The organism is Brevibacterium sp. NPDC049920, assembly GCF_040656435.1.
Lineage (GTDB): Bacteria > Actinomycetota > Actinomycetes > Actinomycetales > Brevibacteriaceae > Brevibacterium > Brevibacterium pityocampae.
This window is the reverse complement of sequence record NZ_JBFAMF010000010.1, coordinates 97627-112510: the sequence shown is the minus strand read 5'-3', so window position 1 is coordinate 112510 and position 14884 is coordinate 97627. Positions and strand designations below refer to the sequence as shown.

Here is a 14884-nt window from a genome sequence, read left to right as displayed (position 1 = left end):
TGAACTGCGGGCTGAACTTCCGCCGTGATGCACTTGCCATGCTCTTGATCCTCTCCCATCAAGAGGAACTGTCCAAGAACCTTGATACACCCCAGTTCTTCGTCCAGATGCCGTGGCGGAGTGCCAGGGCAGTGTTCAAGGCGGATGGGGCGCCCAGGAACACCATGTAGCCGCATACTGCCCGGGAGTAGTCGTCGAGGATGACGGTCAACCACGGCCGGGCAGGTTTGCCGTTGGCGTCCTGGATGAGGATGTCGAGTTCGGTGTGATCGACCTGCCAGGTGGCGTTGGGGCGTTCTGCTCGGTGCCGCCATACGATTTCATAGGTGTCGCGGTAGGCGGCGCTGCCGCGGTGGGCCAGCGTGAGCATGCCGGGGTCCATCGCGGTGACGATGGATCGGACTGTGCTGTAGGAGACCGTCTCCCACCCGTGCATTTCCGCGATTGCGCGGGCTTTCCGGGTGATGGCTGCGGTCGACAGCCGTGGCTTGACCAGGGCGAGACCCTCGATCAGCGTCAGGAGTTCCGGATGAATTTTTCGCTCGCGCTTGGGTGGGGCGGTCGGGGAGAGTCCTGCGATGCCGTGGCGGCGGTATGCCGCATGCCAGCGTTGCAGGGTCCGGAGTCCGATTCCTTCGGTCGCGGCCAGCGTGGTCAGAGTTGTGCCGTCCTCGACGTGGCGACGCAGCACCTGCCAGCGGGCGGCCGCTGTGTTCTCACGTGTGGACGCACTCTCGGGGTTCGCGGGTTGAGTGCCTCCAGCCATGACTACACCGTCTTGGGTGACGCCTGCCGGCGGCGAGGCGAAGTGCCTCCGGGTTCACGACGCAGAGCGCGGTAGACCGTGGTGCGGCTGACGCCGAGGACCTCTCCGATCTGAGCGACCGTCATGTCCTGCTGCTCGTAGAGCTTGCGGGCTGTGCGAAGTTTGTCTTTCGTCAGCAGCGGCGGCCGGCCCCCGGTCCGGCCACGGGCGCGAGCGGCTTTCAGGCCGGCGTTGGTGCGCTCTCGGATGAGGTCACGTTCGAACTCGGCCAGCGAGGCGAAGATGTGGAACACCAGCCTGCCGCCGGATGAGCCGGTGTCGATGTTCTCCTGCAAGGACCGGAACTCGACCCCGCGGTCGCGCAGCTCAGCGAGCTGGTCGATGAGATGCCGAATCGAGCGGCCGAGCCGGTCCAATCGCCACACCACCAGGGTGTCGCCCGGCCGCAACTGGTCGAGGAGCTTGTCCAACTCGGGACGCGATTCCAAAGATCCCGACGCAGTGTCGGCGAAGATGCGATAGCAGCCGGCCGCCTTCAACGCGTCATGCTGTGTGGCTTCGTTCGCTTGGTGGCGGGGTTTTTGCAGCGCTCCGTGGCGGTCTTGTTGCCGCGATCACGCAGGACTGGCTGCAGGTAGGTGTCGCGGTCTGAACCGAGAGGGGTGCGCCCGGTCGGGGCCGTTTGGATCGCTGCCGCTACGTCAGAGTCCGAAGGCTCCGCCGCTGACGAGGATCACGATGCCGAGGCCGATGAGAACGATGGGGAAGAGGATGTGCTCCCAGCGTTCGAGCACTTCGGCGATCGGGGGGCGGGTGGCGACGAACTTTGCCAGGGCCACCAGGACCGCGACGAGCGCGAGGAAGACGATGCAGTAGGCGACTACTGCGAGAGGTTCCACGCTGAGGAAGACAGGGGTGTAGACGCCGATGTTGTCGCCGCCGTTGGCAAGGGTGACGCCTGCGACTGTCCACACGCCGACCTTCTTGCCGGCAACCTTGGCCTCGTCGTCATCGTCGTCATCGTCTCCGCGCCAGGCCTGCCATGCGGCCCAGAGGCCGAGGCCCAGAGGGATGAGACCGAAGTACGGGATGGCTGCCGAGGGCAGGAATGCTCCGGCACCGATGGTCACCAGGACCGCGGCACCGAGGATGCCGGCGAATCCGAGGTACTGGCCGGCCAGAATGCGGGCGGTAGTGCCGCGCTGGCCTGCCCCTCGCGCGAAGAAGAGGGAGAGCACGATGATGTCGTCGATGTTGGTCGCTGCGAACAGGCCCATCGCCTGCAAGACCGAGGTGAGGATCATGCGCCCTCCCCAGCTGCGTCGCATCCGGGAAGCGAGCAGGCGGGATCGATGCACGGGGCGTCTTCGTCCACTGCCAGGGTGGCATCGACCAGTGCCGTCAGCGCCTGCGCCAGGTGCGAATCGGCGATCTCATATCGTGTCCGACGACCCTCGGGCTCGGAGACGACGATCCCGCAATCGCGCAGGCATGCCAGGTGGTTGGACACGTTCGGGCGTGTCAGGTCCAGATCTCGGGCCAGTTCCGCCGGGTAAGCGGGATGGTCGAGCAGGGTCAAGATGATCCGGGATCGAGTGGGGTCGGCCAGTGCACGACCCAGGCGGTTCATCACGTCGAGACGCGAAGCAATAGTCAGCATGGACTGAACTATACAGCACGCACTGAACACTCGGTCACAGGCGTCAGCCCAGATCGCATGCCCGTAAGGGGAACCCTCACCGGACACCACCGCTACTGATCGAGAGGAACGGCGGCACGCCTGGCGGGCTGTCCCGTAAGACCCGTCCGGTGAACTGTCCGGTGAAGGGAGGCTATATGACACACTGGGGAGCATGTCCCCCTTGAAGGTCGGCTATGCCCGAGTCTCCACCGACGAGCAGGACCTGACCGCGCAGCGTGACGGACTCGCGGCGTTCGGCGTCGATCCCAAGCGCATCTACGTCGATCACGGGCTCACGGGCCGCAACGCCGACCGTGAGGGCCTGCGGCAGGCGCTGGCTGCCTGTCGGGACGGCGATACGTTCGTGGTCACCAAGCTCGATCGGCTGGCGCGTTCAGTCCGTGATGCCCACCAGATCGCCGACGACCTCGCGGCGCGGGAAGTGAAGCTGAGCATCGCCGGATCGGTGTACGACCCGACCGACCCGATGGGGAAACTGTTGTTCAACGTGCTGGCGATGGTCGCCGAGTTCGAAGCCGACCTCATCCGTGCCCGCACCCGCGAGGGGATGAAGGTCGCCAAGGCCAAGGGCCGGCTGCGCGGGAAGTCACCGAAACTCACCCCCCGGCAAGAAGCTCACCTCGTCCAGCTACATGCCGCCGACGAGCACACCGTGGGCGAGCTGGCCGAGCTGTTCAGCGTGGGCCGCTCCACGGTCTACCGCGCCCTTCAGCGCGCCGAGCGCGGGCGCGAGAACACCTTGCAGTAGGTGCGTCGTGGACGCTCGAGCGCGGTGGCGAATCCTCAGGCTCCACGTCGAGGACCAGGTGCCCTTCGCGCGCTTAGCTCGCGAGACCGATGTAGGGCTGCGGACCCTGGAGCGCTGGCACGCCCGCTACCGCGCCGACGGCTACGCCGGACTGGAGACAGCCTCACGGGCGGACGCCGGCTCCCGCCGCCTTCCGCCCGACCTCGTCGACCTGATCGAGGGCCTGGCACTGAGCAAGCCGCGGCCGGCCATCGCCACGATCCATCGCAAAGTCACGGGCATCTGCGCCGCACGGAGGTGGCCGGTCCCCTCCTACTCGGTGGTGTGGGACATCGTGCGGACCCTGGATCCCGGCATGGTCACCCTCGCCCTGGAGGGCGCAGCGTCCTACCGCGACAAGCACGAGCTGGTGCTACGCCGGCAAGCAGAGCTGCCCAACGCGATGTGGCAATCCGATCACACCATGCTCGACATCCTGGTGGTGGGCACCGACGGCAAGCCCGCACGGCCATGGCTAACAACGATCCTCGACGACTGCTCCCGGGCGGTCTGCGGCTACACAGTCTTCCTGGGCGCACCGTCGGCGATGAACACCGCCCTGGCGCTGCGCCAAGCGATCTGGCACAAGACCGACCCGGCCTGGCCGATGTGCGGCTTGCCCGACGTGCTCTACGTCGACCACGGCAGCGACTTCACCAGTGACCAGCTCGCCCACACCGCCGTCGACCTCCACATCCGACTGATCCACTCCACCGTCGCCCGACCCCAGGGACGGGGCAAGATCGAGCGGTTCTTCGGGACCATCAACACCGAGCTACTCGCCACCCTGCCCGGACTCATCACCGAAGGGGACCCCTGGCCGACACCGAAACTGTCCCTGGCCGCCCTCGATAGCGCCCTGGAGGCGTTCGTGGCCACCTACAACGACCGCACGCACAGCGAGCTCGGAACCTCCCCGCGCAGCGCGTGGATCGCGGACGGCTGGCTGCCCCGAATGCCCGAGAGCCTGGAAGACCTCGACAGACTGCTGTTGACCGTCGCCAAGACCCGCGTCGTGCGCCGCGATGGCATCCGATTCCAGGGCCTGCGCTACGTCTCGCCAACTCTGGCCGGCTACGTCGGACGCTCGGTCGTGATCCGCTACGACCCCCGCGACATCACCGAGATCCGCGTCTTCGACCACGACGAATTCGTCTGCAAGGCCGTCAACCAAGAGCACCACGATCAAAAGGTCAGCCTCAAGGAGATCCAGGCCGCGCGCAACGCCCGCCGCCGGGCGCTGCGAGCCGGCATCAACGAACGCATCGCCCTCGTGGCCGCACCTACCGAGACGCCACGGATCACCGAAGCACCGGCTCCGGCGCCGAGGTCGGCGTTGAAGATCTACAAGGAGGACCTCAGGTGAGCCAGCGCTTCATCGTCACCAAGGAGCACCGCCGCTTCACCGAGTTCGCCGACGCCGTGCGCCGCGGGCACACCATCGGTTTGTGCTTCGGATCAGCCGGCGTAGGAAAGACACTCTCCGCGCGCCGCTACGCACACTACGAGAAGGCTCATGACCTGCTGACCTACTGGGGGCCGCGCTCCGACAACGACGCCAAGATCTACGCCGCCTTGAACCGGAGCCGCACCGTGCTCTACACCCCCAGCGTGCTGACCACCCCGCGGACCCTGAAGGACGAGCTGACCCAAGCCATCACCCGCACCAACATGTGCATCGAGCAGCACCTCGTACCTCCCGGCACGGCCACTCCCGAGGCCTGGGGATGGCGACACGGCAGGAACTACGTGGAGCTGATCATCGTCGACGAGGCCGAACGACTGCGTCCCGCCGCGCTGGAACTGCTGCGCGATCGCTACGACCGCGACGGCATCGCCCTGATCCTGATCGGCATGCCCGGCCTGGAGAAGCAGTTCAGCCACTACCCCCAGTTCTACAGCCGAGTCGGCTTCGCCCACCAGTACCGGCCCCTGGGACAAGACGAACTGCTGTTCGTCCTCGAGCGACACTGGCGATCCCTCGGCAAGACCCTCGACCCCGACGACTTCACCGACGCCCAAGCCATCGCAGCCATCGCACGGATCACCCGCGGCAACTTCCGGCTCCTCGAACGCCTCTTCCCCCAGATCCAGCGGGTCCTGAAGATCAACGAACTCGACACCATCACCAACGACGTCATCGAAGCCGCACAGAGCACCCTGGTCATCGGTGTCACCTGACCCCGCCACGAAGCGACCGAAGAACCCCGCCATTCAGCAGACGAAGTCACAGCCCAAAGCGTGTCCCATCCCCCGAATGTACCAATTCCCGTGAAGAACGGGAAGAACCGAAACATAGATACTGGCACTAAGTTTCGTTACAGCGTCAGGATTTGCCGGCCGTGATTTCTCCTGGTGCCGACGACGATGCGCCGGTGGCGCGATGTCTTGTAGCGAAAACGGTCGTTACTGCTACAGCCGCAGCCTGTCCGCGTTGTCGGTGAGATAAGCAGGCCGGAGGAAGCCCCCACCTGCTGAGGGTGACGATCATGGATCGAACCGCGATCAGAGATGGATACAGCCGCAACTGTGCCGAGTTAGAGGCTGCCTGCCCTGCACCGCGCGAGCGGCTCCGAGGCGCGACGGGGCAGCAACGGCACCCGATGGACGTGTACGCCTACCCGATCCGGCATTTCGACTTTCATGCATCCCAGCTCAGCCTTCCCGGAACCCGGACGGCTTCTGCTTGAGACGAGCAGGATCGCCCTGGGTGCGGCCGACCACAATATGGTCACTCGTGGCGAAGAGCGTCATGCATCGCGCGCAGTGCCATGGTCGCCCGCGACGGCCAGATCCTCACAGCAGCAATCCGGATACTGCTCACAGGCGCGCACGATCACGCCCCGCCTGACCGCGCATCCGCAGTCCGCGCACATCATCTCCATGCGCTGATGGTACTCACCGTGCTCGTGCAGAGATGGCCGCAGCAGTCGTGGCGGACTCAAGATCGCCGGCGATGGCGCCGACCGTGGCTTTCGCGGTGGATCCGACACCGACGAGGGTGGCCGATCCCGGACCGGTCCAGTCTCCGTAGCCTGCGAAATAGAGCCCCGGGATCCGGGGTGACGCCGTTCCGTCGAGCCTGATCGTCCCGTCTGACTCCCGGAGGTCGTGTGCCCGCAGATGGCGCAGCGCCGGTCTGAAGCCGGTGGCCCAGATCACCGCGTCGACTCGGCGTGTGCTGCCGTCGTTCCAGATCACGCCGTCGCGGGTGAAGCGTTCGAACATCGGGTGAGGGATCAGCAGCCCTGCATCCCGTGCCTTCTTCACGGGTGGGACGGCAACGATGTCGCCCAAGTTCGCGACGCCGCCGGAGTCCGGTTCCCCGGCGGCCAGTGCGCGCACCCGCTGGCTGGCCACCCGGAAGAGCTCGCGCCCGTCGACGTCGTCGGGCAGATAGCGCGGCGCACCGCGCAGGCACCAGGTCACCGTCGCGGCGCGGGCGAGATCGGCTGCGATCTGTGCGGCTGAGTTCGCTCCGCCGACGACGAGGACGGATTGGCCCTTGAACTTGCCTGGTCCGCGGTAGTCGGCACTGTGCATCTGACTCCCGCGGAAGCTCCTCTGCCCCGGCACGGTTGGCCAGAAGGGCTGCGACCATGTGCCCGTCGTGTTGACGACGGCACGCGCCCGCCACTGCCCGGCATCGGTGAGCAGCTGGAATCCCTCGCTGGTTGGGATGACCTGGGCGACTCGCACCGGCCGCACGACTGGGAGTGAATACCGCTCCTCGTAGTCGGCCAGATACCGGATCACGTGATCGGCGTCGGGGTTACCGCCGGAGGTTCTCGGCATCAGCCGGCCGGGCAGGGATGAGTATTCTGCCGGCGAGAACAGCCGCAGCGAGGGCCACACGTGCCTCCAGGCCCCACCAGGGGCGTCCTGGTCATCGAGAATCACGAAGGACAATCCGGCACGGCGCAGGTAGTAGCCGACCGCCAGGCCGGCCTGTCCGCCACCGATCACGGCAACATCGGCTCGATCTCTCACCTCCACCGCGCGACTGACTGCCCCGAGTGCGGTCATCAGTCCAGGGCGAGGAACTGGCGCAGCTCGGCGAACGCTTCGCGCACCACGGTGTAGTGCGCCCACTTGCCGCGCTGCTCACGCGTCAGGAGGCCCGCCTCGACAAGCTTCTTGAGGTGGTGGCTGATCGTCGGCTGGCTGATGTCGAGCGTCTCGGTCAGGTCGCAGGCGCACACCGCGTCGCATCCCTGCGCGGCTACATGCGACAGCACCCGCAGCCGGGTCGGGTCGGACAGCGCTTTGAGCTTTCTGGCCATCTGTTCGGCCTGGTCCGCGCCCAGCGGTGCGACCGCCAGCGAACAGCAGTCGTTGGCATGGGGGGTGAGCAGTTTCACGGTTTCGAATGCGGTTGCCATCACCCCATCATACATTGACGCCCATCGATGCATGCGCTTAGTGTGTTCCATAGACATCCATCGATACAAGGAGCTTAGTGCCGATGAGCACCACTGCAACGACGGCTGCGCAGAACGCGGTGCCGGTGACGAAGGAGATGTCCTTCCTGGACCGCTGGCTGGCGGTCTGGATCCTGGCGGCAATGGCCGTGGGTCTGCTGCTGGGGCGTTTCGTGCCCGGGCTCGATGCGGTCTTGGACTCCGTGAAGATTGGCGGGATCTCCGTGCCGATCGCGATCGGTCTGCTGGTCATGATGTATCCGGTGCTGGCGAAGGTCCGCTATGACGAGATGCACCGGGTGACCGGGGATCGGAAGCTGCTGACACTGTCGCTGTTCCTCAACTGGGTCGTCGGGCCTGCATTCATGTTCACGCTCGCCTGGGTGTTCCTGCCCGATCTGCCGGAGTTCCGCACCGGGCTGATCATTGTGGGTCTGGCCCGCTGCATCGCGATGGTGTTCATCTGGAACGACCTGGCCTGTGGGGACCGGGAGGCCGCCGCCGTGTTGGTGGCGATCAATTCCGTGTTCCAGGTCGTGGCGTTCGGCGCGCTGGGCTGGTTCTACCTCCAGGTGCTGCCGTCCTGGCTGGGACTGCCCACGACCTCGGCGGAGTTCTCCGTCTGGGCGATCGTGGCCTCGGTACTGGTCTTCCTCGGCATTCCGCTGCTGGCCGGCTTCCTCACCCGCGTGTTCGGGGAGAAGGCCAAGGGCCGGCAGTGGTACGAGGAGACGTTCCTGCCGAGGATCGGTCCCTGGGCGCTCTACGGACTGCTGTTCACCATCGTGCTGCTGTTCGCCATGCAGGGTGAGGCGATCACCTCGCAGCCCCTGGATGTGGCCCGGATGGCGGTGCCGCTGCTGTTGTACTTCGTCCTGATGTTCGCCATCAGCCTCTTCGCATCCAAAGCTGTGGGCCTGAACTACGCGAAGTCGACCAGCGTGGCCTTCACCGCGTCGGGCAACAACTTCGAGCTCGCGATTGCGGTGTCGATCGGCGCATTCGGGATCACCTCGGGGCAGGCGCTGGCCGGTGTCGTCGGCCCGCTCATCGAAGTCCCCGTCCTCGTCGGTCTCGTCTACGTCGCTCTCTGGGCCGGTCCCAAGCTGTTCCCCAACGACCCGACTGTCCCCGCACGCAGAACCTCTGGAGTCCGAGCATGACCAGAACCTCTGAACCGAAAAGGCCCAGCGTCCTCTTCGTCTGCGTCAAGAACGGCGGCAAGTCCCAGATGGCCGCCGCGCTGATGCGCTACCATGCCGGCGACGCGGTTGAGGTGCACTCGGCCGGCACCAAGCCCGGCACCTCCCTCAACAACCTGTCCGCCGACGTGGTCGCCGAGGTGGGCGCAGACATGTCCGGAGAATCGCCCAAGCCCATCGATCCCGAGCTGCTGCGCCGGGTCGACCGGGTCATCGTCCTCGGCGAGGAAGCCCACGTCGAACCCGTCGACGGTATGACCGCCACGATCGAAACCTGGAACACCGATGAGCCCTCGAAGCGCGGCATCGAGGGCATCGAACGGATGCGGCTGGTCCGCGACGACATCGACGCCCGCGTGCAGGCTCTGCACTCTGAACTTCTCAACGACTGAATACCCACTCCCGGATTGGATGGTCCTATGACCGCTGCCCCCAACACCACCACGACCAAGCCCAGCGTGCTGTTCGTGTGCGTCCACAACGCCGGCCGCTCCCAGATGGCCGCCGGCTACCTCACCGAACTGTCGGGCGGCCGGATCGAGGTCCGGTCGGCCGGCTCGGAACCCGCCGACCAGATCAACCCGGTCGCCGTCGAGGCGATGGCCGAAGACGGCATCGACATCACCGCCGCGTCCCCGAAGATCCTCACCACCGACGCCGTCAAGGCCTCCGACGTCGTCATCACCATGGGCTGCGGGGACGCGTGCCCGATCTTCCCGGGCAAGCGCTACGAGGACTGGGACCTCGCAGACCCGGCCGGCCAGGGCATCGAGGCGGTCCGCCCGATCCGCGATGACATCAAGGCCCGCATCGAGCAGCTCGTCTCCGAGCTGCTGCCGGCATCGACCGGCGCGAAGTGAGGCGCTGACACCATGACGACCACCAGCACCCAAACGGATGAGCTGATCATCATCGGGTCCGGCCCCGCAGGTTATACCGCCGCGATCTACGCGGCACGCGCCGGGCTGTCCCCGCGCGTGATCGCCGGATCCGTCACCCACGGCGGCGCCTTGATGAACACCACCGACGTCGAGAACTTCCCCGGATTCCCCGGCGGCATCCAGGGCCCGGAACTCATGATGGGACTCAGCGAGCAGGCCGCAAACTTCGGGGCCCGCATCGAGTACGACGACGCTTCCGCCGTCGACCTGACCGGGCCCCTGAAAGAGGTCACGACCCTGTCCGGTGCCACCTACCGAGCACCGGCCGTCATCGTCGCCACGGGTTCGGCGTACAAGGAGCTGGGACTGGCCGATGAGAAGCGGCTCACCGGGCACGGCGTGTCCTGGTGCGCCACCTGCGACGGGTTCTTCTTCCGCGACCAGCACATCATCGTCGTCGGCGGTGGGGACTCGGCCATGGAGGAGGCACTGTTCCTGACCCGGTTCACCGCGACCGTGACCGTGGTGGTCCGGCGCGACACCCTGCGCGCATCGAAGATCATGGCCCAGCGGGCACAACAGAACGAGAAGATCCGCTTCCTGTACAACAGCCAGATCACCGCCATCCACGGAGACGAAAAGGTCACGGGCGTGAGCGTGACCGACTCACTCACCGGCAACACCAGCCAGCTGGATGCCACCGGGATCTTCGTCGCCATCGGGCACCTGCCCCGCACCGAACTCGTCAAGGGCCAGCTGGAACTCGACCCGGACGGCTACATCGTCGTCGACGCCCCGACCACCGCCACCAACCTGCCCGGCGTCTTCGCCTGCGGCGACGCGGTCGACCACCGCTACCGGCAGGCCATCACCGCCGCCGGCACCGGGTGCGCCGCCGCCCTAGACGCCGAACGCTTCCTCGCCGCCACCGAACCGGCAACCGCCCCCGTCCTTCAGGAGACCAGCCATGGCTGACACCACCAACCACACCGAGAGTCTGCCGGTCGTCGTCATCGGCGCCGGCCCCGTCGGGCTGGCCACCGCCGCCCACCTGCGCGAACGCGGCCTGACCCCGCTGGTGCTGGAGGCCGGCAGCACCAGCGGCGCCGCGATCCGCGAATGGGGCCACACCCGCCTGTTCTCGCCGTGGCGGTTCAACATCGACGACGCCGCCCGCCGCCTCCTCGAGGCAGACGGCTGGCAGGCCCCGAACCCGGAAGTCCTGCCCACCGGTCACGAGCTGATCACCGACTACCTGACCCCGCTGGCAGACGCGCTGGGCGACGTCGTCCGCACCGACGCCCGCGTCATCGCGGTCTCCCGGGAAGGGATCGACAAGACCCGCAGCACCGGCAGGGAGACCACCCCGTTCCTCGTCCGCATCGCCTCCTCCGACGGATCGTCCGAGGACGTGTTGGCGCGCAGCGTCATCGACGCCTCGGGCACCTGGCACCAGCCCAACCCACTCGGCCGGTCCGGCCTGCCCGCCCCCGGAGAAGCCGAGGCGACAGCCCGCGGCCTCATCACCCAGCCCCTGCCCGCCGTCACCGGTGTCGACCGTGACCGGTTCGCCGGCCGCCACGTCCTCGTCGTCGGCGCTGGCCACTCCGCGGCCAACACGCTGCTCGACCTCGCCGAGCTCGCCGACGACAACCCCGCGACCCGGATCAGCTGGGCCGTCCGGTCAGCGGACGCCTCCCGCGCCTACGGCGGCGAAGACCGCGACGAGCTCGCCGCCCGCGGCGCCCTGGGCACCCGCCTCCGGGACCTGGTCGAATCCGGCCGAATCGATGTCCACACCTCGTTCGTGATCACCGGCTTCGAAACTCACGGCGAGCAGCTGCACGTCCAGGCCGCAGGACCCAGCGGCGCCGAGAAGCTCACCGTGGACGTCCTCGTCCCGGCCACCGGGTTCCGCCCCGACCTGTCGATGCTGACCGAGCTGCGCCTCGACCTCGACCCGACCGTCGATGCACCCCAGAAGCTCGGCCCGCTCATCGATCCGGAGTTCCACTCCTGCGGCAGCGTGCCCCCGCACGGCGAACGCGTGCTGGCCCACCCCGAGCCCGGGTTCTACATCGTCGGCATGAAGAGCTACGGCCGCGCACCGACGTTCCTCATGGCCACCGGCTACGAACAGGTCCGCTCCATCGCCGCAGCACTGGCAGGTGACCGGGTCGCCGCCGACACCGTCCACCTCGAACTGCCCGAGACCGGCGTCTGCACCACAGACCTCGGCGGATACTGCGACGTGCCAGCCGGGCCACTCCCGGTGACCATCGGCGGCGCACCCACCTCCTCCTGCTGCTCCTGAAAGGACCAGGCCATGGCCGCCGACACCCCGCCGCTCGACACCCAAGTCCTCCAACACACAGCCGATGACCTCGCCCGCAAGTACGAGGGAATCTTCTCCCCGGAGACCATCGAGCGCTACGTCTTCGAGTCCTACACCACCCTGTCGCGGACCGCGAGAATCCGCGACCACCTGGCGATCCTCGCCGAACGGTTCGCCGCCGACCGCCTCCGCGCTCTCGCCCTGGCACAGGGCAAAATCGAGACAACCGTCCCGCAGGTGCTGTTCGTCTGCGTGCACAACGTCGGACGCTCCCAGATCGCCAGCGCCCTGCTGGCCCACTACGCCGGCGACCGGGTCGAGGTCCGCTCGGCCGGCTCGCTGCCCGGATCCGAGGTCCACCCCCTGGTGATCGACGCGCTGGCCGAACGCCACATCGACCTGTCCGGAGCCTTCCCCAAACCACTGACCGACGACGTCGTCCGCGCAGCCGACTACGTCATCACCATGGGCTGCGGCGACGCCTGCCCCATCTACCCCGGCAAACGCTACCTGGACTGGGAACTGGCCGACCCCGCCGAGGAGACACCGGAACGAATCCGCGAAATCGTCGACCAGATCGACGACCGCGTCCGCGCCCTGTGGACCGAGATCCAGAACTGACGACGGCCCACCGGGCAAGAACAGAAGCACCCGGAGCCGCCAAGCGAAACTGCGATTCCCCGCCATCTCCCGCTAACAGTCACACCCATGATTCTCCTCGCACTCTCCCCACCGGGTGGGCGCCGTGCTGCAGGGGTGCGCGCGGGGCCGCGCTCGCGGTCGCGCGGTGGGCACGGCCGGTCGAATCCTGAGAACATGGAGTCCATGAGAATCACAGTGCTGCCGCTCACGGACACCTCGACCGACGTGCTCGCCGACGTCCTCGCCTTCACCTCCGACCGGACCGAGGACCGGGTCACCGTCATCGCCTCGACGTTCACCGACGTCACCGTGCACGGGCTGCGCTTCAGCCCGGACATCGACGCCTGCCTGCTCCCGCCGAGCACCGCGCTGCCCGGCGGTGCGGTCGAGGAGCTCGCCGCGTACCACGTCGACGCCGAGTGGTTCCCGATGACCGAGGCGAGCCTCGCCGCCGCAGTGCTGCGCACCCGCCTGCTCGCGCTCGGCTACCCGCTGTCCCAGGTCGTGCAGGCGATGGCGAGCCGCTTCTCCCCCGCCTTCAGCCTGCTGCCGGCCTCCGACGACGCCGTGGAGACCCTCGTCGTCGTGGAGCGCGACGGCCAGGAGGAGGCGTGGCCGGCCCGCCGGTTCCGCGCCGCCGACCCGCAGCGGGTGACCCGGGTGGTCCGCACCGGGATCGAGGGCGCGACCGCCGCCCCGGGAGTGCTGCGCGCGCTGCGCCAGGCCGACGCGATCATCGTCCGCGCCGACGAGTACGCCGCCCTCGACACCGTGCCGGTGCTCGAGCTCCCCGGCGTCCTCGACGCGCTCACCGGCACGCGCGCCACCGTGCTCCTCAGCGGCGGCGACTCCCTCCCCTCCGAGCTCCGCAGCCGGCTCGGAGCGACGGAGATCACCGGCGCCGTCGCCGAGGCGCTCGCCGGCGTGGAGCCCGCGGCGCCGGCCGGCACCACGGTCTGGGACCGGGCGTGAGCGCCGAACCCGGCGCGCCCGCGCCCTCCCGCCTCCTCACCGCCTACGCGATCGCCGGCATCGAGCGGATCGTCCCGGGCACCGACCTCCCCGCAGTGCTGTGCACGGCGATCGACCGGAACCGGATCGAGATCAAGGACGGAGACGTGCTCGTCGTCGCCTCGAAGATCGTCGCGAAGGCCGAGGGGCGGATCCGGCAGGCGGGCTCCCGCGCCGCCTTCGAATCCCTCGTCACCGAGGCGAGCCTGAGCGAGGTCGCCGCCCGCACCTTCGACTCCGGAGCCGGGCCCGCCGTCGTCACGGTCGCGCGCACCGCCGCCGGCACCGTGCAGGCCGCCGCCGGGCTCGACCGCTCCAACGCGGACGGGCACGTCGTGCTCCACCCCGCCGACCCGGACGGCTCGGCGGCGATGCTGCGCGCCGCATTCGAGCGCTGGTTCGGCGTCCGGCTCGCCGTCGTGGTGTCCGATTCGACCTCGCGCCCGTGGCGCCGCGGCGTGTTCGACTTCGCGCTCGGCTCCGCAGGTCTCGCCGGCCTCGATTCCCAGCGCGGCCGCCCCGACGACGACGGTCGGGTGCAGACCGCGACCGAGCGCGCGGTCGCCGACGAGATCGCCGCGGCCGCCGACCTCGTCAAGGGTGCCGCCCGCGGGCTCCCGCTCGCCGTGGTGCGCGGGGTCGGCGACCTCCTCGACGAGGCGGACCCGGGGGCCCGCGCCCTCAACCGGCCCGAGGCGGAGGACTGGTTCCGCACCGGGCACGTCGAGGCGGTGCACGCGGCACTCGACTCCACCGGGCTCGCATGGCCGCCGGCCTCGGCCTCGGGCGACGACGACGTCCTCACCCGGGTGACCCGGGCGCTCGGCGCCGCCCGCGGCCGCACCGGGCGCACCCCGGGTCAGGACCGGTGGCGGCTGCGCGTCGACGGCGCAGGCGCCCGGATCCTCGTCCAGCGCAGCGGCGCGAACCCCCTCCCGGAGGCTGAGGGCCATCCGCTCGTCGAGGCGGCGATCGGTCTCGGAGCGCTCGTCGAGCGCCTCCACACCGCGCTCCACGCCGAGGGTCTGCGTGCCCGCGTGCGCTACGACTGGGCCGCCGATGCCTCGCCCAAGGGCGCCGCGCTCGCGATCGAGCTCGACCTCGCGCCCGGCACCAATGCCCCCGAGAGAGGATGAA

At 68.2% G+C, this 14884-nt stretch carries 17 protein-coding genes; 11 read left to right on the top strand and 6 right to left on the bottom strand.

Going from position 1 to position 14884, the window contains the following annotated elements:
* Nucleotides 1-58: 58 nt before the first annotated feature.
* The 4 genes from AB0I45_RS11335 to AB0I45_RS11320 all read right to left on the bottom strand — a co-directional run bounded on the left by AB0I45_RS11335 (nt 59) and on the right by AB0I45_RS11320 (nt 2426).
* Nucleotides 59-766 (bottom strand): helix-turn-helix domain-containing protein, encoded by a 708-nt coding sequence (locus AB0I45_RS11335; RefSeq protein ID WP_345032148.1) that lies wholly within the window; start codon nt 764-766, stop codon nt 59-61.
* Nucleotides 767-768: 2 nt separating this feature from the next.
* Entirely contained in the window at nt 769-1353 is a 585-nt protein-coding gene (locus AB0I45_RS11330) for a recombinase family protein (protein WP_345032154.1), read from the bottom strand.
* A 114-nt stretch (nt 1354-1467) separates the two neighbouring features.
* Entirely contained in the window at nt 1468-2070 is a 603-nt protein-coding gene (locus tag AB0I45_RS11325) for a cadmium resistance transporter (RefSeq protein ID WP_016997609.1), read from the bottom strand.
* A complete protein-coding gene (locus AB0I45_RS11320; protein ID WP_006590980.1) occupies nt 2067-2426 on the bottom strand; it encodes a metalloregulator ArsR/SmtB family transcription factor in 360 nt (119 codons plus the stop codon). The genes AB0I45_RS11325 and AB0I45_RS11320 overlap by 4 nt, the downstream gene beginning before the upstream one ends.
* Nucleotides 2427-2619: 193 nt before the next feature.
* Between AB0I45_RS11320 and AB0I45_RS11315 the strand changes: the two genes are divergently transcribed.
* From AB0I45_RS11315 to AB0I45_RS11305, 3 genes are read left to right on the top strand one after another with little or no spacing between them, the layout of a single operon-like run.
* Entirely contained in the window at nt 2620-3216 is a 597-nt protein-coding gene (locus AB0I45_RS11315) for a recombinase family protein (protein WP_247618847.1), read from the top strand.
* A gap of 7 nt (nt 3217-3223) precedes the next feature.
* Nucleotides 3224-4621 (top strand): Mu transposase C-terminal domain-containing protein, encoded by a 1398-nt coding sequence (locus AB0I45_RS11310; RefSeq protein WP_345032145.1) that lies wholly within the window; start codon nt 3224-3226, stop codon nt 4619-4621.
* Nucleotides 4618-5436, top strand: a complete 819-nt coding sequence (locus AB0I45_RS11305; RefSeq protein WP_010552309.1) for an AAA family ATPase — start codon at nt 4618-4620, stop codon at nt 5434-5436. Before AB0I45_RS11310 ends, AB0I45_RS11305 begins: the two co-directional genes overlap by 4 nt.
* A 717-nt stretch (nt 5437-6153) precedes the next feature.
* Here AB0I45_RS11305 and AB0I45_RS11300 read toward each other — a convergent pair.
* Nucleotides 6154-7281 carry an ArsO family NAD(P)H-dependent flavin-containing monooxygenase gene (locus tag AB0I45_RS11300; RefSeq protein WP_168887353.1) on the bottom strand — a complete coding sequence of 376 codons (1128 nt, stop codon included), beginning with the start codon at nt 7279-7281 and terminating at the stop codon, nt 6154-6156.
* The gene (locus AB0I45_RS11295) at nt 7281-7637 is read right to left on the bottom strand and encodes a metalloregulator ArsR/SmtB family transcription factor (RefSeq protein ID WP_295690112.1); all 357 of its coding nucleotides are present in this window, start codon (nt 7635-7637) and stop codon (nt 7281-7283) included. The genes AB0I45_RS11300 and AB0I45_RS11295 overlap by 1 nt, the downstream gene beginning before the upstream one ends.
* A gap of 83 nt (nt 7638-7720) precedes the next feature.
* Between AB0I45_RS11295 and arsB the strand changes: the two genes are divergently transcribed.
* The 8 genes from arsB (at nt 7721) to AB0I45_RS11255 (ending at nt 14883) form a co-directional block, all read left to right on the top strand.
* Complete coding sequence (gene arsB / locus AB0I45_RS11290; RefSeq protein WP_295690114.1) at nt 7721-8839, top strand: ACR3 family arsenite efflux transporter; 1119 nt, start codon at nt 7721-7723, stop codon at nt 8837-8839.
* Nucleotides 8836-9270: a low molecular weight phosphatase family protein gene (locus tag AB0I45_RS11285; RefSeq protein ID WP_295690117.1), complete on the top strand. Its 435-nt coding sequence runs from the start codon at nt 8836-8838 to the stop codon at nt 9268-9270. Before arsB ends, AB0I45_RS11285 begins: the two co-directional genes overlap by 4 nt.
* A 27-nt stretch (nt 9271-9297) precedes the next feature.
* A complete protein-coding gene (locus AB0I45_RS11280; protein WP_217494834.1) occupies nt 9298-9738 on the top strand; it encodes an arsenate reductase ArsC in 441 nt (146 codons plus the stop codon).
* A 12-nt stretch (nt 9739-9750) separates the two neighbouring features.
* The gene (gene trxB / locus AB0I45_RS11275; protein ID WP_247618843.1) at nt 9751-10734 is read left to right on the top strand and encodes a thioredoxin-disulfide reductase; all 984 of its coding nucleotides are present in this window, start codon (nt 9751-9753) and stop codon (nt 10732-10734) included.
* A complete protein-coding gene (locus AB0I45_RS11270) occupies nt 10727-12073 on the top strand; it encodes an FAD-dependent oxidoreductase (protein ID WP_295690119.1) in 1347 nt (448 codons plus the stop codon). Before trxB ends, AB0I45_RS11270 begins: the two co-directional genes overlap by 8 nt.
* A gap of 12 nt (nt 12074-12085) precedes the next feature.
* A complete protein-coding gene (locus AB0I45_RS11265) occupies nt 12086-12715 on the top strand; it encodes an arsenate reductase ArsC (RefSeq protein ID WP_137319196.1) in 630 nt (209 codons plus the stop codon).
* A gap of 204 nt (nt 12716-12919) precedes the next feature.
* Nucleotides 12920-13708 (top strand): 2-phospho-L-lactate transferase CofD family protein, encoded by a 789-nt coding sequence (locus tag AB0I45_RS11260; protein ID WP_175406915.1) that lies wholly within the window; start codon nt 12920-12922, stop codon nt 13706-13708.
* The gene (locus AB0I45_RS11255) at nt 13705-14883 is read left to right on the top strand and encodes a coenzyme F420-0:L-glutamate ligase (RefSeq protein WP_247618841.1); all 1179 of its coding nucleotides are present in this window, start codon (nt 13705-13707) and stop codon (nt 14881-14883) included. The genes AB0I45_RS11260 and AB0I45_RS11255 overlap by 4 nt, the downstream gene beginning before the upstream one ends.
* Nucleotide 14884: the final 1 nt, after the last annotated feature.